Here is a 19,645-nt window from a genome sequence, read left to right as displayed (position 1 = left end):
CCAGCGCGCCCGCATGGGGCTGTCATCCCTGCCGCAGGAAGCCTCCGTGTTCCGCAAGCTCAACGTGCAGGAGAACATCCGCGCCGTGCTCGAGCTGCAGGAGCAGGACGGCAAGAAGCTGTCGCAGGATGAGGTCAATCGCCGCCTGGACGCGCTGCTCGACGACCTGCAGATCGCGCACCTGCGCGACAACCCCGCGCTGTCGCTGTCGGGTGGCGAGCGACGCCGCGTGGAAATTGCCCGCGCGCTGGCCTCGTCGCCGCGCTTCATCCTTCTCGATGAACCGTTTGCGGGCGTGGATCCGATCGCCGTGGGCGAAATCCAGCGCATCGTGAGCTTCCTGAAGGACCGCAACATCGGCGTGCTGATCACCGATCACAACGTGCGCGAAACGCTCGGCATCTGCGATCACGCCTACATCATCAGCGAAGGTACCGTGCTGGCCGCCGGCCGCCCCGAGCAGATCATCGAAAACGAGGATGTGCGCAAAGTCTATCTGGGCGACAACTTCCGGATGTAAGCCGCGCCGCACGCTTACGTCGTTAGAGCGTACAGGGTGCGTGGTAAGGGCGCACCATAAAGCAAAATCCGTTCCATCGGCCGACTGTTGGGCATAGAATAGCCCGCATGAAACAGTCGCTCCAGCTTCGTCTCTCTCAGCATCTGGCGCTCACGCCGCAGTTGCAGCAGTCGATCCGGCTGCTGCAGTTGTCGACCATCGAACTCCAGCAGGAAGTCGAACAGGCTCTGACCGAAAACCCGCTGCTGGAGCGGGAAAACGAGTGGCTCGACACGTCCGCGCGCATCGGCGCAGATGGCTCCGTCAACGCGCTGCAAAGCAGCAGCGCCACACCGCTGCCCACCGAATCGCCACCGCCCGCGCCCAACGGCACGGACAGCACCGACGCTCCCGAAACCAGCTACGAGAGCAGTGCCGACTTCGACAGCGATTACGGATCCGACCGCTCCGACTGGAGCCTCGACGACTTCGCCCGCAAGCCGCAATCGGACGAAGACGACCGCGCGCCCATGCAGCTGCGTGAAGCCGAGCCGACGCTGCGCGAATTCCTCATGGAGCAGCTCGCGCCGCTCAAGCTGTCGATGCGCGACAAGGGCCTCGTCATCTTCCTGATCGAATCGCTCGATGACGAAGGCTATCTCTCGGGCACACTCGACGAAATCCTCGCCGATCTGCCGTCGGAACTCGAGGTCGAACTCGACGAACTGCAAGCCGCGCTGCGCATGCTGCAGAGCTTCGACCCGCCCGGTATCGGCGCGCGCTCGGCCGCCGAATGCCTGTCGCTGCAGTTGCACCGGCTCGAATCACCGGCGAAGACGCTCGCGCTCACGATCGTCAATCACCATCTCGAACTGCTCGCCGCACGCGATTACACACGGCTGAAGAAGGCACTGTCCGTCGACGAGCCGGCGCTCAAGGCGGCACACGAGCTCATTCGTTCATTGGCGCCGTTTCCAGGGCATGCGTTCGGCCGCGCAGAGGCCGACTTTGTCGTGCCCGACGTCGTCGTGCGCAAGACCAGTGCGGGCTGGATGGCGCAGTTGAATCCCGAAGTGATGCCGCGTCTGCGCATCAACGACATGTACGCGCAGATCCTGCGCAGCAGCCGCGGTGAAGCCGGCGCCGCCAACCTGCAGCAGAAGCTGCAGGAAGCACGTTGGCTGATCAAGAACATCCAGCAGCGTTTCGATACGATCCTGCGTGTCTCGCAAGCCATTGTCGAGCGTCAAAAGAGCTTCTTCACGCACGGTGAAATCGCCATGCGGCCCTTGGTTTTGCGGGAAATAGCCGATACACTGGGTCTACACGAGTCCACGATCTCCCGTGTGACGACCAACAAGTACATGGCGACCCCCATGGGCACCTTCGAGCTGAAGTACTTCTTCGGCAGCCATGTATCGACGGAAACCGGCGGGGCTGCGTCATCCACTGCGATACGCGCGCTCATCAAGCAACTTGTAGGAGCCGAAGACCCGAAGAATCCTCTGTCCGATAGCAGAATTGCCGAGCTGTTAGGCGAACAAGGATTCGTGGTGGCCCGTCGGACGGTGGCCAAGTACCGCGAAGCCCTGAAGATCCCAGCAGTGAATCTGCGCAAGTCCTTATAGCCGCATCGCGGGCAGTTCCGGTGCGGCCCATCCGTGAGAAGGAGAACCGCTATGAACTTCAAACTCAGTGGACACCACCTGGACATCACGCCTGCGCTGCGTGAGTACGTGGAAACGAAACTGGAGCGTGTGATCAGGCACTTCGATCAGGTGATTGGCGTCAGCGTCCTGCTATCGGTCGATAACCACAAGGAGAAGGATCGTCGCCAGTACGCAGAAATCAACCTGCACCTCAAGGGCAAGGACGTCTTCGTCGAATCACACCATGAAGATCTCTATGCGGCCATCGATCTACTCGTCGACAAGCTCGACAGGCAGGTGATCAAGTACAAGGACCGTGTTCAAGGACACGACCGTGACAGCGTGAAGCATCAGGCCTTCCAGGCCGCGCAGATGCAGCAATAGCAAGACGGCATCATGAAGACCGCGCCCTGAGTCGGCGCGGTTTTTTTATGCCATGGTGCACCGCCGACGAATCCGATTGCATGGGAATTAAGTCGGGCTAAAATCTGAACAAAGTTTGAATGCTTGGCGTGGCGCGGTTTTTGGCGCGATGCTGGCAAGAAGAGCGCCGATGCCGGGCAAGCACTGCCGGCTCCGGTCAATTGCAGCCTTGGGGGATCAGCCTCTCTGCCCGGCACACCGCTGGTGCGCCGCACAAAGCCGCGCGACACGTGGTCTATAATGACCCGATTGTCCGCGCGCCAATTTGGTGCAGAGGGACGCCGCTCATTTCACGCATTGCACATGAATCGCTTGGCCAAACTGCTGCCGCCCGGGAACATCGCCCTCGACGTCAGCGTAACCAGCAAAAAGCGGGTATTCGAACAGGCCGGCCTGCTGTTCGAGAACAACCACGGCGTGGCACGCGCCGTCGTCACTGACAACCTGTTTGCGCGCGAGTCGCTGGGCTCCACGGGCCTCGGCGCCGGCGTAGCCATCCCGCACGGCCGAATCAAGGGGCTCAAGCAGCCGTTGGCGGCCTTCATGCGCCTGTCCGAGCCAGTGCCGTTCGAGTCGCCGGACGGCAAACCTGTCTCGCTGCTCATCTTCCTGCTGGTGCCCGAACAGGCCACGCAGCAGCACCTGGAAATCCTCTCCGAAATCGCCCAACTGCTGTCCGATCGCGACATGCGCGAAGGCCTCGCCACCCTGCCGTCGCCCGAGGCGATTCACCAGCTACTGACCGACTGGCGGCCTTGAGCGCGGCGCAATCGGCCTTCGCCTGACCGGGCAACCGATTGCGAACGCACCGTGCCCGCCCTGCCCTGCTATGGAACTGACCGGCGTCACCGCCCAATCGATTTTCGACGACAACGCAGCCGACCTGAAGCTGTCGTGGGTCGCCGGCCTGGAAGGCGCGGACCGCGCATTCGACGTGGATTTCGCCAAGGAGGCCACATCTGCGGCGGACCTGGTGGGGCACCTGAACCTCATCCACCCGAACCGCATCCAGGTACTCGGCAAGCCGGAGATCACGTACTACCAGCGTCTGTCGGAAGAAAACCGCAAGCGCCAGATGGGCGAACTGATCCTGCTGGAGCCGCCCTTCCTCGTCGTGGCAGACGGCGTGAACCCGCCGCCGGACCTCGAACTGCGCTGCACGCGGTCGTCCACACCGCTGTTCACATCGCCGATTTCGTCGGCCGCCGTCATCGACCACCTGCGCCTGTACCTGTCGCGCATCTCCGCACCGCGCGTGACGATGCACGGGGTGTTTCTCGACATCCTCGGCATGGGTGTGCTGATCATGGGCGATTCGGGCCTGGGCAAGAGCGAACTCGGGCTGGAACTGATCTCGCGCGGTCACGGGCTCGTGGCCGACGATGCCGTCGATTTCGTGCGCCTGGGGCCCGACTTCATTGAAGGCCGTTGCCCGCCTCTGCTGCAGAACCTGCTGGAAGTGCGCGGCCTGGGCCTGCTCGACATCAAGACGATCTTTGGCGAGACAGCGGTGCGCCGCAAGATGAAGATCAAGCTGATCGTCCAGCTCGTGCGCCGCAACGATGGCGAGTTCGAGCGCCTGCCGCTCGATTCGCAGTACCTCGACGTCCTCGGCTTGCCGATCCACATGGTGAAGATCCAGGTGGCTGCCGGCCGCAACCTGGCCGTGCTGGTCGAAGCGGCCGTGCGCAACACCATCCTGCGCCTACGGGGCATCGACACGCTGCGCGATTTCATGGACCGCCAGCGCGCGGCCATGCAGGCCGAGGCCGCATCGCACTCGCCGCAGGGTCGGCTGCTTTAACGATGTCGAAACATAGTTTCGCAATAGGGCCGGTTTTACCCTAGTTTTGGTTGCGAAACGTCAACCCGACATGCGCCCTCCCCGTTGTGGGAAGGAATGCGCCGAGCACGCACGCGGCGGCGTTCATCGCGAGCGCGGCGGCCCTCTCCGCTCGCTCTTCTTTAGGCCACCCAAGGAGAATCCACGATGAAACAACTGATTGCCGCTTGCGCCCTGGCGCTCCCGTTCCTGGCCGGCCAGGCTTTCGCTCAGGCCAGCGCACCGGCTGCCGCTCCCGCCGCCAAGACGTCGCAGCAGGAACGCATGGCCGCCTGCTCGAAGGCCAACAAGGGCAAGAAGGGCGCTGAATACAAGAAGGCCCAGAGCGACTGCCTGTCTGGCAAGACGGACGCCCCGGCTGCCGCGCCGATGACCCAGCAGCAAAAGATGGCCGCGTGCGCAAAGGCCAACAAGGGCAAGAAGGGCGACGAGTACAAAAAGGCCCAGAGCGAGTGCCTCTCGAAGGGCTGAGCATCCGCTTAACCGTGCAGCAGAAAGGCGGCCGTGCAGGTCGCCTTTTTTTTCGGATCGCTGCTTTGCAACACAGGAATGCTATCCTCGCGGCATGCGGATCATTCTCATCACCGGTATGTCGGGCTCGGGGAAATCGGTCGCCCTGAACGTGCTCGAAGATGCAGGCTACTACTGCGTCGACAACCTGCCCGCCCAGTTCATTCCCGAGCTCGCGGGCTATCTCGCAGATCAGGGCTACACGCACCTGGGCGTGGCCACTGACATCCGCAGCCGCGAGTCGCTGCGCAAGGTCCCCGAAACGGTCACGCTGCTGCGCAAGGAACACGACGTGCGCATGCTGTTCCTGACGGCAAGCACCAACGCGCTCGTGCAGCGCTACTCCGAAACGCGCCGGCGTCATCCATTGTCGATTCGCAACGGCCGCCCGGACGTCCGGGATGCGCAGACCGCGGCCAAGGGGATTGACACGTCGCTGGTTGAAGCCATCGAGATGGAGCGGGAGCTGCTGAGCCCCTTGGCCGACCCGGCGCACCGCATCGACACCAGCACGCTGCGCACCAACGCCCTGCGCGCGTACATCAAGGAATTCATCAGCGATGAGCCGCACGACATCACGCTGATGTTCGAATCGTTCGGCTTCAAGCATGGCGTGCCGACCGACGCCGACCTCGTCTTCGACGTGCGCTCGCTGCCCAACCCGTATTACGACACGCAGTTGCGCCCGCTCACGGGGCGTGACCAGCCCGTCATCGATTTCCTGCAGAGCCAGCCGATGGTGCTGGCAATGGCCGAAGACATTCGCGCCTACGTTGAAAAGTGGCTGCCGAGTTTCATCGCCGACAACCGCAGCTACCTGACCGTTGCCATCGGCTGCACGGGCGGCCAGCATCGCTCGGTGTACATCGCTGAAAGGCTTGCCACGTACTTCCGGGCGCATGGTAATGTGTTGGTCCGCCACCGCGAATTGGCCGTAGACGGCTGAGCCGCGCGCCACGCGCGCGGGCCGACGTCGCTTGGGTACGGCTCGCGCGGCGCCACGCGAAGATCTTGCCGCCGCCAGCCCAAAGCCAGTCCATGCAAGAAGACATCGCCCTCTCGCCGTTCTCGCCGCTGCCGCCGCTGCCGACCGAGCTGCCGCTGTTCCCGCTGCACACGGTGCTGTTTCCTGGCGGCCTGCTGCCTCTGCGCATCTTTGAAGCACGCTACATCGACATGGTGCGCACCTGCCTGCGCGATCAGACACCGTTTGGCGTATGCCTGATCGAGCACGGTAACGAAGTCGCCACCTCGGATGCGCCAACCATCCCCGTCAACGTCGGCTGCATCGCCCACATCATTGAATGCGACATGGAGCAGCTCGGCCTGCTGATGATCAAGGTGCGGGGCACGCAGCGCTTCAGGGTCCTGTCGTTCGAGACCACGGCCAACGGCCTGATGCGCGGGACCGTGGAGCCCCTGGGCGCTGATGTGGAAGACTGCAAGGGCGAGCTCTTCGACGATTGCGTGGGCGCCCTGCGCCGCATCATCACCACGCTGGGCGCGCGCGAAGATGGCAACCTCCCCATGATGGAACCGTACGACTGGAACAGGCCCAGTTGGGTCGCCAACCGGCTGTGCGAACTGCTGCCGGTGCCGCTCAAGGCCAAGCAGAGGCTGATGGAGCTGATGGACGCCGGCATGCGCATCGAGATCGTCCATCGCTACATGAAGCAGCACCACATCCTGTGATGCCGAACCGGCCGCGCTAGACGAGGCTCGGCTGCACCAACGTCTCGAGCGCCAGCTTGACCGGCGCAGGCAACCCCACCGAATTCAGCCGCGCGAGCGGAACCCAGCGCCAGTTGTCGTCCAGCGCTGCGGGCGTGGTGATCTGGGCGCGCAACAAGTGCATGTGCAGCCGGAAATGCGTGAAAGTGTGCGTAAGCGCGCCCGCACGCTCAACCGACGAGACATCCCCATAGCCCTGCGCCGCCTGGCGCACGGCCGCCACATCAAGCGGATGCGCATCGAGCGCATCGTCCATCTCGCCCACCAGCGGCAGCGACCACAACCCGCCCCAGATACCGCGCTGCGGCCGGCGCTGCAGCAGCACCGCATCGCCGTGGAGCGCAATGACCAGCGTGGCGGCACGCTCCGGTATGGCTTTGCGCGGGCGCGGCACGGGCAGCTCCATCACGCGGTCGGTACGGCGCGCTTCGCACAACGATTCGAGCGGACAGGCGCGCTCGCCGGTCAGGCACGCGGGCTTGCCGCGGGTGCAGACCGTCGCCCCGAGGTCCATCAAGCCCTGCGTATACGGCTCAATGCCTTCTGCCGGCGGCAACACCGACTCAGCAATGCGCCACATCGTGTCTTCGACACGCTTGTCGCCAGGAAACCCGTCGATGCCGAACGCGCGCGCGAACACGCGCTTGACGTTGCCATCCAGGATGGCAGCGCGCACGCCATACGAAAACGCGGCGATGGCCGCAGCGGTCGAGCGGCCGATGCCAGGCAACGTCGCCAGCACCGCTGGATCGCGCGGGAAGACGCCGCCATGCTCGGCAACCACGATCTGCGCGCAGCGATGCAGATTGCGGGCGCGCGTGTAATAGCCGAGGCCCGCCCACGCGGCCATCACGTCGTCGGCGGGCGCGGCGGCGAGGGCCTGCACGGTCGGGAAACGCTCGATGAAACGCGCGTAGTAGCCGAGCACCGCGCTCACCTGCGTCTGCTGCAGCATGATCTCGGACAGCCAGGTGCGATACGCGTCGCCGGTGTTTTGCCACGGCAGGTGGTGACGGCCGTGACGCTGCTGCCAGGCGATCACGCGTACGGCGAAATCATCGGGAAGCGGCGGTAGTGCGGGAGCAACTTGCGCGGTGCGTGGTGCGCGGCGGGCAGCGGTGGTCATGCGTGTGATGTCCAGGCGGCGCGCGGAAGATGCGCGCCGGCGGCGATCCTACCAGAACGAAAAAGGCGCCCGCAGGCGCCCTTCTCACGGTTTCCCCTCCGCATTACGCCGCAACGGATTGGCGCTCCAGCATCGTCCCTGCCGCCAGGATGCGGTCGGAGTACTGCGCAATCGTGCCGCTGCGTTCGTCCAGCGTATTGAGCAGTGCTTCGAGTTCGGCAATGCGCGTCTCGAGCGTGTCCGTCGCTTCATGGATGCGCTCGATCGAATCCACACGCTTGCGCAGCTGCTTCTGGTGATCGCGGACTTGCGCTTCGAGCGGTGTCATGACGGACTTCAGCCAGATCTCGATGTCGCGGTTCATGTCCTGGAAGGTATCCAGCACGCGGCTGGCCACGGTCGAGAACGCGCCATGCACGAGCTGCGGCTTCGGCCGCGTCAGGAAGCTGAACGCGCCGAAATGATTGTGCGCAAGCTGCAGCGTTTCCTTCAGGTCGGCGTCATAGCGGGTGCCCAGGAAGCGCAGCGGCGGCGACAGCGTAAAGCCGTGCTCGGCGTTGAACTTCTTGTACATGCCGTCGACCATCTGATGCAATTGGTCGATGCGAGCTGCCGCGTCGCGCACGAGGTCGGTCAGATGCGCGAAGAGCTTGTCCATATCGTCGCGCAGGCCGCGCGAGAACACGCGCTCCTTCATCTTCTCGCGCGCTTCGCGCATGGTCGAGCGGATCTGCTTGAGCTGCACGCTCTTGATGATCTCGGCGCTGTGGCGGCCGAACACCGTGCGCAGCGCCTGGAACTTGGCGATGCTCTGCTCGAACTCTTCCTTCTCGCCCTGCACGCGCATGAGCATGTGCTTGACCATCGTGTGGTTCTTGCCGCGCAGGCCGCGCAGTTCGAACAGCTGCTCGACGATGTCGCGGCGGCGCATCTGCAGCAGTTGCTGCGCACCGGCGGCCATGTCCTTCACGGCCAGTTGCACCTGCTCGGTAACGATCTCCCGCCGCTGCGGGATCAGCTGATCCGACAGCACCGACTCCAGTTCCAGCAAGCGGCTCTTGGCGAGCAGAGCCGAATCGTGGCTGACCTTGGCCAGCAGCCCTTTCTGCGCCGACACCGGATACACGCGCTCGACATCGATATCGAGCACCTGTGCCGTGGTCATGATCTGGCGGCTGACTTCGCTCTCGACTTCCTCGTCGGTCTTGAGCGGATCCCACAGCCCATCGACCTTGTTCAGCACCGCGATGCAGCCCTTGCGCTGCCCACCGCCCACGTGCGAGCGCCACAGCTCCAGGTCGCTCTTGGTCACGCCGGCGTCCGCTGCCAGCACGAACACGACGACATGCGCATCCGGAATCAGGCGCAGCGTCAGTTCCGGCTCGGTACCGATGGCGTTCAGCCCCGGCGTATCCAGGATCACCAGCCCCTGCTTGAGCATGGGGTGCGGGAAATTGATGATCGCGTGCCGCCACTTCGACACTTCGACCGTGCCGGCGGCATCCACCGAAAACGCGGCGTCAGGATCGGCGTCGTTATAGAGGCCCAGCTGCTCGGCTTCTTCCTTGGGCACGCGCACGGTTTCCACCACATGGCGGAACGCTTCGAGCATGCCCTCGGGCGACGAGGGATCGAGCGGCACCGACAGCCAATGGCTTTCGGCATCGCGAAAGTCAGCGGTCGACGCATCGTGCAGGCGCGTCTCGATCGGCAGCAGACGGATCGACGGCGGATAGCTTTCGTCGTACATCAGCTCGGTCGGACACATCGTGGTCCGGCCCGCCGACGACGGCAGGATGCGGCGGCCAAAGTCCGCAAAGAAGATGGCGTTGATCAGCTCGCTCTTGCCGCGGGAGAACTCGGCAATGAAGGCGACCTTGAGCTTGTCGCTTCGCAGCACGCCCCGGATGCGCTGCGCACGCATGTCTGCCTGCGCGTCGTACAGCTCCTGGGCTTGCAGCCAGTCCTGGAATTCACCCACCGACTGCAGTACCGAAGCGCGCCACGCGCTGTATTGCTCGAACTGTGTGCTCAGCGTGTTGTTCATCGTTTTGTCTTTTTTGTGTGCGCGACCCGACCGCGAAAAACGCGCGCGCCCCTCGGCATCGCAGATACCGCCCATTACGGCACAGAAATGCACAAATTTAGGTGGAACGATACAGGGAACGACCTGCTTTCGGGAGAACTTTCCGCACGCTTCGCCAGCCCGGGCAGCGAAGTGTTGCGGGATGCCATCGGCGGCGGCTCACCCCACTTCGAAAACCTTGCGGAATGGCGCCTGAATCGCTCCAGCACCCTGCTACGAATGGCGCTTTCAGCCGCCGGGGTGAACCGCTCAGCGCTGACAGGCCGGACAGTAGAACGTGGAGCGCTGCCCCTGGACGATCTGGCGGATCGGTGTGCCGCAAACGCGGCATGGCAGGCCGGCGCGGTCGTACACAAATGCGTCGAGCTGGAAGTAGCCGCTCTGTCCATCGGAGCCCACGAAATCGCGCAAGGTGCTGCCGCCGCGCGCGATGGCGTCGGCCAGTGTGGCGCGGATGGCCTCGGCCAGCGCCGCATAGCGCGGACGGCTGATGCGGCCGGCCGCCGTGGTGGGCCGGATGCCGGCACGGAACAGGCTCTCCGAGCAATAGATGTTGCCCACGCCCACCACGATGTCGCCGGCCAGCAGCGCAGACTTGACGGCAACGCGGCGTCCGCGTGTGCGCGTGTACATCCAGTCGCCGTCAAAGCGCGCGTCGAACGGCTCGATGCCGAGATTGCGCAGCAATGGGTGCTCGGCCAGGCCAGCCTCGTCGCCGGGGTGCCACAGCAACGCCCCGAAGCGGCGCGGATCGCGATAGCGCAGTGTGATCGGCACGCCGGTTGCGTCGGCCAGTTCGATATCGACGTGATCGTGGGCGCCGGGCGGGGCCGGCGCCTCAAGGACGCGCAAGGTGCCTGTCATGCCGAGGTGGATCAGCAGCCAGCCGCCCACCACGTCGCCCTGGCCCGCCTGCGGCATGCATTCGATGAGCAGGTACTTGCCGCGACGGAGGACGCGGGTGATGGTCAGCCCGGCGAGCAGCTCGGGAAGCGCCGGGTCGATAGGCCAGCGCAGCCCGTGATGGCGCACGACGGCGCGCACGATACGTCGCCCGGTAATATGCGGTAGCAGACCCAGCCGGGTGACCTCGACCTCCGGCAACTCAGGCATCGAACCTCCGTCCCATGTGCGGCTCCAAGCTTTTTGACGATGCGGGCGATTGTAGCGGTCAGGCTACAATGCCCCGAACCCCCATCCGGAGCTTCGACACCATGCCCCACGCCCTCTCCCGTTCGCCCGCGACGCAACGCCCGCGGCGATTCCCGCGCAGCCGAGCCGCTCTGTTGGCCGCGCTGGTAGCGGGAGGGTTGACGAGCCTGCCCGCATGGGCCTCGCCTCCGGTGTCCGCTCCCACCCCGGTTGCCCAAGGCAGCAAGGAAGGCGATGGCCGCACCGCCATCCAGCTCGAACGTTCGCGCCCGCGTAGCGGCCTTCAAGGCGCCGATCGGGCGGACCTGCCGCGCGTCCCGCTTTCCGCCGACATCATGTACCGCGTGCTCGCGTCAGAGGTGTCGCTGCAGCGCGGATTGGCCGAACCTGCGTACCGCACATATCTGAGCCTCGCGCACGACACGCGCGACCCGCGCTTCGCCCAGCGCGCCACCGAAATTGCGTTCCTGGGCCGCTCGCCCACGCAAGCCCTGACCGCCGCGCGCGTGTGGGTGGAGCTGTCGCCCACGTCCATGCCGGCGCGTCAGGTGCAGCAGCTGCTGCTGGTTGCCACCGGCCAGTGGTCCGAAGTCGAACCGATGCTGCAGGCGCAATTGAACAAGGTGTCGCCGGGCCAGCGCGCGGACGCCCTGCTGCAGCTGCAGCAGCAGATGTCCAAGAGCAGCGATCCGCAAGGCGCCGTGGCGGCGCTGCAGCGCATCGCGGCGCACGACATGCAGCGCCCCGAAACGCATCTGGCCCTGGCACGCGCCAAGGCCGCCGCCAAGGATGTGCCCGGCGCCCTGTCGGAACTCGATACCGCGCTCAAACTGCGGCCCGGCTATGAAGACGCCGCCATCCTCGCAGCGGAACTGCGCGCCGATAGCGACCCCGATGCCGCGATCGCAGGCCTGCGCACGTTCCTGAAGGCCGCGCCGGCCTCGTTGGACGGCCACCTGGCGCTGGCCCGCATGTACCTGATGCGCAATCAGCAGGACCAGGCGCGCGCCGAATTCGAGGCCCTCAAGAAGATCGCGCCAAACGATGCGCGCATCACGCTGGCCCTCGGCCTGCTGAACCTGCAGCAGCGCCAGTACGACGACGCCGAGCGCTACCTGAAAGAGTACATCTCCGCCACCGCCAAGTCGCCCACGCTGAGCCCCGAGCCGGGCTACCAGGGCCTGGCCCAGTTGGCCGAGGAAAAGCGGGACTACGCCGCGGCGCTCGGCTGGGTCGACAAGATCACCGGTTCGGCCAACGGCGACGCCGACGGCCAGACTGCAATGGCGGCCGGCATCAAGCGCGGCCAGCTGCTGGGCAAGCTGCGCCGCATCGACGAAGCGCAGCAGACCTTTGACGAACTCGTCGCCGATGCGGAAGACGTGCCCGACGGCCCACGCCGGCAGGCCCTGATGGACGGCATCCGTCAGGCCGAGATCGGCATGCTGATGGACGCCAAGGCCTACGGCCGTGCGCGGGCACGCGTCAATGAACTGCTGAGCGCCGATCCGGACAACGTCGAATACACGTATCAGCTGGCCATGCTTGAAGAGCACGACGGCCATTACGACAACATGGAAACGCTGCTGCGCAAGGTCATCGACCTGCGCCCGGGGCAGGCCATCGGCTACAACGCGCTCGGCTATTCGCTGGCCGATCGCAACATCCGGCTTCAGGAAGCGCAGGAACTGCTGGAGAAGGCCGTCTCGCTGGCGCCGGATGATCCTTACATTGCCGACAGCCTGGGCTGGGTCAAATACCGCCGCGGCGATCTGCCGGCCGCCACCGACATCCTGCGCAAGGCGTGGAGCGCCGCTCCGCAAGCCGAGATCGGGGCGCACCTCGGCGAGGTGCTGTGGCAATCCGGCAAGCAGGACGACGCGCGCAATGTATGGATGGAAGCCGCCAAGCTCGACATCAACGACAACACGCTGCGCGACACGCTGCGCCGCTTCGGCCAGCCGATCCCCAATCCCCCCGCGAGCACGAACTGATGGCGGCGCGGCTTCCAAGCGCGTTCGGCGCACTGATGCTCGGCGTGAATTGCCTCCTGTTCACCGGCTGCGCGAGCGTGCGGCCGGCCAATGACCTGTTTGCCGGCACCCAGGACACCGACGCCACCGTCACGCGGTACCAGGGCCGTTTCTCGGCGCGGTACACCCAGGGCAATGCAGAACAGAGCGCCGTCGGCAGCTTCCTGTGGCGCGAGCGCGGCCCCGACGTGCAGCTTGAATTGATGTCGCCGCTGGGCCAGACACTCGCCATCGTCAGCCAGAACAATCAGGGCGCCACGCTCGAACTGCCGAACCAGCCCGCCCGGCGCGCCCCCGAAGTCGACACGCTGATGCAGGATGCGCTGGGCTTTTCGCTGCCGGTGGCGGGCCTGCGCGACTGGCTGCGCGCGCGTCCGGCCCCCGGCGCCCCCGCCCGCGTGGCGCGCGACGCGCAATCACGTCCCGAGACCATCGAGCAGAACGGCTGGACGGTGCGCTACGTCGCCTGGGCGGATGACGCGCCGGGCGACGCCCGTATCCGCCGGCTCGACCTGGAGCGTCCGCAGGGCGCCAACGGCCCACTCACGGTGCGGCTCGTGCTGGACCAATAATCCGCTGCCGTCCGTCATGACTTCTGCGCCCGACGAACTGCGCGACTGCCCCGCGCCCGCCAAGCTCAACCTCTTCCTGCATGTGGTCGGCCGCCGGCCCGACGGCTACCATCTGCTGCAGACCGTCTTCCAGCTGATCGACTGGTCAGACACGCTGCACTTTACGCGGCGTCCGGACGGCCGTCTTCTGCGCACCAACGACATCCCCGGGGTGCCGCCCGAGGACGATCTCGTGATCCGCGCGGCACGCCTGCTCCAAGCCGAAACCGGCTGCACATACGGCGTCGACATCACCGTCGAGAAACGCCTGCCGATGGGCGGCGGCATTGGCGGCGGCTCATCCGACGCGGCGACCACGCTGCTCGCACTCAACCGCCTGTGGGGCCTGGATCTGCCACGCGCGACGCTGATGGCGCTTGGCCTGAAGCTGGGCGCCGACGTGCCCTTCTTCGTGTTCGGCCAGAACGCCTTCGCCGAGGGCATCGGCGAAGAGCTGACCCCTGTCACGTTGCCGCCGGCCGCGTTCGTGGTCATCCACCCGCGCGTGCATGTGCCGACCCCTGCAATTTTTTCTGACGATGGGTTGACACGCGATACGCCCCGCACCATAATTACGGACTTTCCTGACCGACAAATTGTTTTCGCTTACGGTCGCAACGATCTGCAAGCGGTGGCGGAAAGGAAATACGGCGAAATCGCCCGAGCTCTTGCCTGGCTGCGTCAGTTCAGCCCCCTGGCAAGGATGACCGGGTCCGGTGCATGCGTGTTCGCTCCGTTCGACAACGTCGAGCATGCGCAGGCGATAGCGGACCAGGTACCTTCCGCGTGGGAAGGTAGGTGTGCGGCAGGTCTGACGCATCACCCGCTCGCGAGGTTTGCCGTGTAGGGTTTGCAGTTATTGCTTCTGCAATGGAAGCAGTAACCGATCGGTTGTGTAGGGGAGTCGCCAAGTTGGTTAAGGCACCGGATTTTGATTCCGGCATGCGAGGGTTCGAGTCCTTCCTCCCCTGCCATTTTCTTCCTCATGTTCCCAGCAATTGCCCGGTTGGCGCCCAAGCTGACCGGCGCGTCTGAAGTCAAAACAGGTGCCCCGATGAGCAGCGAAGGCTTGATGGTTTTTACCGGCAACGCCAACCCGAAACTCGCAGAAGCTGTCGTCAAGCACCTGGGCATTCCGCTGGGCAAGGCCCTTGTCGGCCGATTCTCTGATGGTGAAGTCCAGGTCGAGATCCAGGAAAACGTGCGCGGCAAGCACGTGATCATCCTGCAGTCCACCTGCGCCCCCACCAACGACAACCTGATGGAACTGATGGTGATGGTCGATGCGCTCAAGCGTGCATCCGCGCGTCGCATCACGGCCGCCATCCCCTACTTCGGCTATGCCCGCCAGGACCGCCGTCCGCGTTCGGCGCGCGTGGCCATCTCGGCCAAGGTCGTGGCCAACATGCTGGAGGTCGCCGGCGTCGAACGCGTGCTGACGATGGATCTCCACGCCGACCAGATTCAAGGCTTCTTCGACATCCCGGTCGACAACATCTACGCATCGCCGATCCTGCTCGAAGACCTGCGCAAGAAGAACTACGACAACCTGCTGGTGGTGTCGCCGGACGTCGGCGGCGTGGTGCGCGCACGTGCGCTGGCCAAGCAACTCGGCGTCGACCTGGCCATCATCGACAAGCGGCGCCCGAAGGCGAACGTGGCCGAGGTGATGAACATCATCGGTGAAGTCGACGGCCGCAACTGCGTGATCATGGACGACATGATCGACACCGGCGGCACGCTCTGCAAGGCGGCCCAGGTGCTCAAGGAGCGCGGCGCCAAGCAGGTGTTCTCGTACTGCACGCACCCGGTGCTCTCGGGCGGCGCGGCCGCCCGCATTGCAGACTCGGCGCTGGACGAAGTGGTGGTCACGGATACCATCCCGCTGCGCGAAGACGCCATCAAGTGCGGCAAGATCCGCCAGCTCTCGACCGCCCCGCTGCTGGCCGAGACCTTCACCCGCATCGTGCGCGGCGACTCCATCATGTCGCTGTTCGCCGAATAACGCGGCGCCCAAGCAGTTTACTGTTATAATTCAAGGCTTTACCGCAGAAACGTCGGCTTTACGGCACTTCTGCGGCGTTTCCGAGGGCGCAATATGGCGCCCCGTTCACCAGACGGCTTGGTCGCGAGTCGTCTTTTTCGTTTGGAGCAATCATGAAAGTTGTCGCTTTCGAGCGTAGCGTTCAGGGCACTGGTGCGAGCCGCCGCCTGCGCAATGCCGGCAAGACCCCGGGCATCATCTACGGCGGTGCCGCCGAGCCGAAGCTGATCGAACTCGATCACAACGCGCTGTACCACGCGCTGAAGAAGGAAGCCTTCCACTCGTCGATCCTCGACATCGAAGTGGCCGGCAAGGTGGAAAAGGCGCTGCTGCGCGATTTCCAACTGCACCCGTTCAAGCAGCTGGTTCTGCACGTTGACTTCCAACGCGTGTCGGCCAAGGAAAAGATCCACGTCAAGGTGCCGCTGCACTTCCTGAACCAGGAAACCGCACCGGGCGTGAAGCTGGGCCACGGTATCGTGAACCACATCGTGAACGAAGTGGAAGTGTCGTGCCTGCCGGCCGACCTGCCGGAGTTCATCGAAGTGGACCTGGGCAACCTGGAAATCGGTCAGACCCTGCACATCTCCGACCTGAAGCTGCCGAAGGGCGTGACCATCCTCACCCACGGTGGCGATGAGAACCCGGCCGTGGCCAACATCAGCGTGCCGGCTGGCGAGAAGTCGGCCGCTGCTGGCGAAGGCGCTGCCGCTGCCGAAGGCGAAGAAAAGCCGGCCGCCTAAGCTGCCGCCGCACCTCGCGTCCCGTCGCGAGTCGAAAAAGCCCGCCGAGCTGGTCTCGCCGGGCTTTTTTTCTGGCCGGTCCCGGGACAAGCCTCCCGGGCTCCAGGCTGCCGAAAGCAGCTATGCTTGTACGATCGAGGGGCGCTTCCTGCACCCTACCCTGACACCAATCGCATGATCAAACTCATCGTCGGGCTCGGCAATCCGGGCGCCGAATATGCAGCGACGCGTCACAACGCGGGCTTCTGGCTCGTCGACCAGCTCGCGCGCATCGGCAACGTGACGCTGCGCAACGAAACACGGTTTCACGGCCATGCCGCGCGCGCCAACCTCTGGGGCCACGAAGTCTGGCTGCTGCAGCCACAAACGTTCATGAACCGCTCCGGGCTGGCCACAGTGGCGCTGGCGCGCTTCTACAAGGTGATGCCGGACGAGATTCTCGTCGTGCACGACGAGCTCGATCTGCCGCCCGGCGTGGTCAAGCTCAAGCTCGGCGGAGGCTCCGGCGGCCACAATGGTCTGAAGGACATCGCCGCACACCTGGCCTCGCAGCAGTTCTGGCGGCTGCGGTTGGGCATCGGGCACCCGCGCAACCTTTTGCCGGCGGGAAGCGCGCCGTCCGGCCAGCACGACGTTGCCAATTTCGTGCTGAAAGCGCCGCGCAAGGAAGAACAGGAACAGATCGACCGCGCCATCGATCAGAGCCTCGACGCGCTGCCCGACCTGATTGCCGGCAACGCAGAAAAGGCCATGATGCGGCTGCATACCGCACGCTGATCCGCCAAATATCAAGGGACACCATGACACCGTTCGCCGCCCTCACCTCACGCGCCGCCGCGCTGGCGGGTCTGGCGCTTGGCCTGTCGATCGCCGTGCCGGCACAGGCGCAGGTCTACCGCTGCACGGAAGGCGGTCGGACGGTGTATTCGGATCACCCGTGCGGGGCGCGCTCCGTGGCGGTGCCGCTCATGGACAACACCCCAACTGCCGCCGACCAGCAGGCCGCCCGGGAACGCGCCAAGGCCGAAGCCGCGCAATTGCAGGAACTGGAGACCGCCCGCCGCAAGGCGCAGGCCGCGGAAGACGCCCGCCAGGCGCAGATCGCCGCACAGGCCGCCGCTGCGGCGGAGCAGGCGCGCCGTGAACAACAGCGGAAAGTCGTGGTCGCGCAGGAAGGCGTGCGCTATTGCCACCGCGTATATGTCGGACCGGTGCCCTACCCGTACCCGATGCCCACGCCCGTGATCGGCCCGCCGGTCGCGCCCACGCCCATGCCGGGCATCATCCGCCAGCAGCAGGGTGGCCCGAAGCCGTTCGTGCAGGCGCCTGCGCCCGCGCCGGCGCCCGCGATCCCGCGCCCGCACAGGCCCCATCCGCCGGCCTATCGCATCGTCTGCGAGCCGGGCTACGTGTATGAAGGCCCGGAAGATCTGCTGCCGATCCAGTAAGCACTGAACACTGCAGCCGCAAATGAAGAGAGACGGCCACGGCCGTCTCTTCTGTTGTGCTCAGGCCGCGCGCGGGGCCGAGGTAAGCTGGATGTACTTCTGCATCAACTGCTCGTGCGTTTCCTCGTGGGCCGGGTCTTTGGGGATGCATTCCACCGGGCAGACCTGCTGGCATTGAGGCTCGTCAAAGTGGCCAACGCATTCGGTGCACTTGCCCGGGTCGATCACATAGATCTCCGGACCCATCGAAATCGCGCCGTTGGGGCACTCGGGCTCGCATACATCGCAATTGATGCACTCATCGGTGATGATGAGCGCCATGATGCCTTCCTTCAGATGAGCGGCGGGCCGGTGCCCGCCAAAGCGTCATTTTATGCCGATTTGCCAGACCCTTCCGTCTTGCCGGTCTTTTCCTTGAGCCACTTCTCGACCGAGGGGAACACGAACTTGCTGACGTCGCCGCCCAGCACGGCGATCTCGCGCACGAACGTGCCCGAGATGAACTGATACTGATCAGACGGCGTGAGGAACATGGTCTCCACGTCCGGCAGGAGGTAGCGGTTCATGCCCGCCATCTGGAACTCGTATTCGAAGTCCGAAACGGCGCGCAGCCCGCGGACGATGACGCGCGCGCCGTTCTTGCGCACGAAATCCTTGAGGAGGCCGGAGAAGCCTTCGACCCGCACGTTCGGGTAATGGCCGAGCACCTCGCGGGCGATCTCGATGCGCTCTTCCAGTGCAAAGAACGGTCGCTTGTTCGGGCTCTGCGCCACCCCGACGATGAGCTCGTCGAAGATGTTGGATGCACGCCGTACGAGATCTTCATGGCCGCGCGTGAACGGATCGAAAGTGCCGGGATAAACCGCGATCACCATGGTTCCTCCACCAAGGGGAAAAAAGCATCCGTCGCGCGGCGTGGGACATGGCCGCGCCTGTGCTGCGTCTGGACACCGTTGCGTTGTGGAACGCGGCAGATCCCGAGCCTGCCGCTGACACGCCACCGGAGCCGGCCGGCTGCACCGCGACGGGTGCCGCCCCATGCCCATGCACCGGTGACGAGCGGCGTAGTTTAACCGTTTTTGCGCAGCAGCAAATGCGCATGCACCGCGCCGGCGCGCAGGTGCCTGTGCAGCGTCAGGCCAGCCAGCAACGGGATCCCCGCCGATGGGCCGCCGGCCTGTGAATCAGCGCTCACATCCACGAGAGGCTGCGCCGCTTCGAGATAGATCACCCCGCCCGGTTTGACCACGCGCGCCGCGGCTTCGAGCGCACGCAGCGTCCAGTCCTGGGCGAACGGCGGATCGATGAACACCGCATCGAGCGCCGCATCCGGCTGACGGGCGAGCCACGCAAAGGCGTCGCCGGAAACAATATCGACCATGCGCGCGCCGAGCTTGTCGCGCACCGCGTGCAAGGCGCGCACCGCCCCAGCGTGGCTTTCGACCAGCGTGACATGCGCGGCGCCGCGTGACGCCGCCTCGAAACCGAGCGCGCCGGTGCCGGCAAAGATGTCGGCGCAGCGCCAGCCGGCGAGGTCCTGGCCGAGCCAGTTGAAGACGGTCTCTCGGACGCGGTCGCTGGTCGGGCGCAGGCCGTCCGCGTCGACCACAGGCAGCGGCGTGCGCTTGTACTGGCCGCCGATGATGCGCACCTGCTGCGGCGCGCGCGCGTGCGACGTGGCGGTCTTGACCTTGGGGGCTTTGGAGCTGGAAGTACGAGGTGCCATGGGCGCGATTGTAGGGCCAGC

General features: G+C 65.1%; 21 protein-coding genes and 1 tRNA gene. 16 read left to right on the top strand and 6 right to left on the bottom strand.

From position 1 onward, the window contains the following. From lptB to A6M56_RS21105, 8 genes are all read left to right on the top strand, one after another. Nucleotides 1-520 (top strand): LPS export ABC transporter ATP-binding protein (gene lptB, locus A6M56_RS21140; RefSeq protein ID WP_286758381.1); only part of this gene is annotated, 520 nt, incomplete at its 5' end. Nucleotides 521-627: 107 nt separating this feature from the next. Next, on the top strand, nt 628-2,127 hold the full coding sequence (locus tag A6M56_RS21135) for an RNA polymerase factor sigma-54 (protein ID WP_045785734.1): 1,500 nt from the start codon (nt 628-630) through the stop codon (nt 2,125-2,127). Nucleotides 2,128-2,178: 51 nt separating this feature from the next. Continuing rightward, nucleotides 2,179-2,532, top strand: coding sequence for a ribosome hibernation-promoting factor, HPF/YfiA family (gene hpf / locus A6M56_RS21130; protein ID WP_045785733.1), 354 nt, complete (start codon nt 2,179-2,181; stop codon nt 2,530-2,532). 342 nt (nt 2,533-2,874) lie between these two features. Continuing rightward, the gene (gene ptsN, locus A6M56_RS21125; protein WP_004633390.1) at nt 2,875-3,330 is read left to right on the top strand and encodes a PTS IIA-like nitrogen regulatory protein PtsN; all 456 of its coding nucleotides are present in this window, start codon (nt 2,875-2,877) and stop codon (nt 3,328-3,330) included. 70 nt (nt 3,331-3,400) lie between these two features. After that, complete coding sequence (gene hprK / locus A6M56_RS21120) at nt 3,401-4,375, top strand: HPr(Ser) kinase/phosphatase (RefSeq protein WP_045785732.1); 975 nt, start codon at nt 3,401-3,403, stop codon at nt 4,373-4,375. Between the two features lie 186 nt (nt 4,376-4,561). Continuing rightward, nucleotides 4,562-4,885 (top strand): PsiF family protein, encoded by a 324-nt coding sequence (locus A6M56_RS21115; RefSeq protein WP_045785731.1) that lies wholly within the window; start codon nt 4,562-4,564, stop codon nt 4,883-4,885. Nucleotides 4,886-4,979: 94 nt separating this feature from the next. Continuing rightward, nucleotides 4,980-5,870 carry an RNase adapter RapZ gene (gene rapZ, locus A6M56_RS21110; RefSeq protein WP_045785730.1) on the top strand — a complete coding sequence of 297 codons (891 nt, stop codon included), beginning with the start codon at nt 4,980-4,982 and terminating at the stop codon, nt 5,868-5,870. A gap of 92 nt (nt 5,871-5,962) precedes the next feature. Next, nucleotides 5,963-6,616 carry an LON peptidase substrate-binding domain-containing protein gene (locus A6M56_RS21105; protein WP_045785729.1) on the top strand — a complete coding sequence of 218 codons (654 nt, stop codon included), beginning with the start codon at nt 5,963-5,965 and terminating at the stop codon, nt 6,614-6,616. 16 nt (nt 6,617-6,632) lie between these two features. Here A6M56_RS21105 and mutY read toward each other — a convergent pair whose 3' ends face one another. The 3 genes from mutY to mutM all read right to left on the bottom strand — a co-directional run bounded on the left by mutY (nt 6,633) and on the right by mutM (nt 10,980). After that, nucleotides 6,633-7,781, bottom strand: coding sequence for an A/G-specific adenine glycosylase (mutY, locus tag A6M56_RS21100; protein ID WP_045785728.1), 1,149 nt, complete (start codon nt 7,779-7,781; stop codon nt 6,633-6,635). A 103-nt stretch (nt 7,782-7,884) separates the two neighbouring features. Next, complete coding sequence (locus tag A6M56_RS21095; protein WP_045787754.1) at nt 7,885-9,828, bottom strand: dynamin family protein; 1,944 nt, start codon at nt 9,826-9,828, stop codon at nt 7,885-7,887. A gap of 288 nt (nt 9,829-10,116) precedes the next feature. Continuing rightward, nucleotides 10,117-10,980: a bifunctional DNA-formamidopyrimidine glycosylase/DNA-(apurinic or apyrimidinic site) lyase gene (gene mutM / locus A6M56_RS21090; protein ID WP_045785727.1), complete on the bottom strand. Its 864-nt coding sequence runs from the start codon at nt 10,978-10,980 to the stop codon at nt 10,117-10,119. A gap of 101 nt (nt 10,981-11,081) precedes the next feature. Between mutM and A6M56_RS21085 the strand changes: the two genes are divergently transcribed. The 8 genes from A6M56_RS21085 (at nt 11,082) to A6M56_RS21050 (ending at nt 17,898) form a co-directional block, all read left to right on the top strand. After that, complete coding sequence (locus A6M56_RS21085; RefSeq protein WP_045785726.1) at nt 11,082-13,013, top strand: tetratricopeptide repeat protein; 1,932 nt, start codon at nt 11,082-11,084, stop codon at nt 13,011-13,013. Next, a complete protein-coding gene (gene lolB / locus A6M56_RS21080) occupies nt 13,013-13,624 on the top strand; it encodes a lipoprotein insertase outer membrane protein LolB (protein ID WP_102080704.1) in 612 nt (203 codons plus the stop codon). Before A6M56_RS21085 ends, lolB begins: the two co-directional genes overlap by 1 nt. A gap of 16 nt (nt 13,625-13,640) precedes the next feature. Beyond that, nucleotides 13,641-14,510, top strand: a complete 870-nt coding sequence (ispE, locus tag A6M56_RS21075) for a 4-(cytidine 5'-diphospho)-2-C-methyl-D-erythritol kinase (protein WP_045785724.1) — start codon at nt 13,641-13,643, stop codon at nt 14,508-14,510. Nucleotides 14,511-14,560: 50 nt separating this feature from the next. Beyond that, nucleotides 14,561-14,637 (top strand) — tRNA-Gln (locus A6M56_RS21070). Nucleotides 14,638-14,717: 80 nt separating this feature from the next. Beyond that, on the top strand, nt 14,718-15,668 hold the full coding sequence (locus A6M56_RS21065; protein ID WP_045787753.1) for a ribose-phosphate pyrophosphokinase: 951 nt from the start codon (nt 14,718-14,720) through the stop codon (nt 15,666-15,668). 152 nt (nt 15,669-15,820) lie between these two features. Further along, nucleotides 15,821-16,450 carry a 50S ribosomal protein L25/general stress protein Ctc gene (locus A6M56_RS21060; RefSeq protein ID WP_045785723.1) on the top strand — a complete coding sequence of 210 codons (630 nt, stop codon included), beginning with the start codon at nt 15,821-15,823 and terminating at the stop codon, nt 16,448-16,450. A 174-nt stretch (nt 16,451-16,624) separates the two neighbouring features. Then, nucleotides 16,625-17,227 carry an aminoacyl-tRNA hydrolase gene (gene pth, locus A6M56_RS21055; RefSeq protein ID WP_045785722.1) on the top strand — a complete coding sequence of 201 codons (603 nt, stop codon included), beginning with the start codon at nt 16,625-16,627 and terminating at the stop codon, nt 17,225-17,227. Nucleotides 17,228-17,250: 23 nt separating this feature from the next. Beyond that, on the top strand, nt 17,251-17,898 hold the full coding sequence (locus A6M56_RS21050; protein WP_286758380.1) for a DUF4124 domain-containing protein: 648 nt from the start codon (nt 17,251-17,253) through the stop codon (nt 17,896-17,898). A 60-nt stretch (nt 17,899-17,958) separates the two neighbouring features. On the opposite strand, the gene A6M56_RS21045 is transcribed toward A6M56_RS21050, so the two are convergent. From A6M56_RS21045 to rsmD, 3 genes are all read right to left on the bottom strand, one after another. Beyond that, a complete protein-coding gene (locus tag A6M56_RS21045) occupies nt 17,959-18,219 on the bottom strand; it encodes a YfhL family 4Fe-4S dicluster ferredoxin (RefSeq protein ID WP_045785720.1) in 261 nt (86 codons plus the stop codon). 50 nt (nt 18,220-18,269) lie between these two features. After that, the gene (gene coaD / locus A6M56_RS21040; protein ID WP_045785719.1) at nt 18,270-18,773 is read right to left on the bottom strand and encodes a pantetheine-phosphate adenylyltransferase; all 504 of its coding nucleotides are present in this window, start codon (nt 18,771-18,773) and stop codon (nt 18,270-18,272) included. A 194-nt stretch (nt 18,774-18,967) separates the two neighbouring features. Continuing rightward, the gene (gene rsmD, locus A6M56_RS21035) at nt 18,968-19,624 is read right to left on the bottom strand and encodes a 16S rRNA (guanine(966)-N(2))-methyltransferase RsmD (RefSeq protein WP_045785718.1); all 657 of its coding nucleotides are present in this window, start codon (nt 19,622-19,624) and stop codon (nt 18,968-18,970) included. Between the last annotated feature and the right edge of the window lie 21 nt (nt 19,625-19,645).

The sequence above is a fragment of the Ralstonia sp. RL genome (assembly GCF_001683835.1).
In the GTDB taxonomy this organism is placed as follows: domain Bacteria; phylum Pseudomonadota; class Gammaproteobacteria; order Burkholderiales; family Burkholderiaceae; genus Ralstonia; species Ralstonia mannitolilytica.
This window is presented reverse-complemented; position numbering and strand designations above follow the sequence as displayed.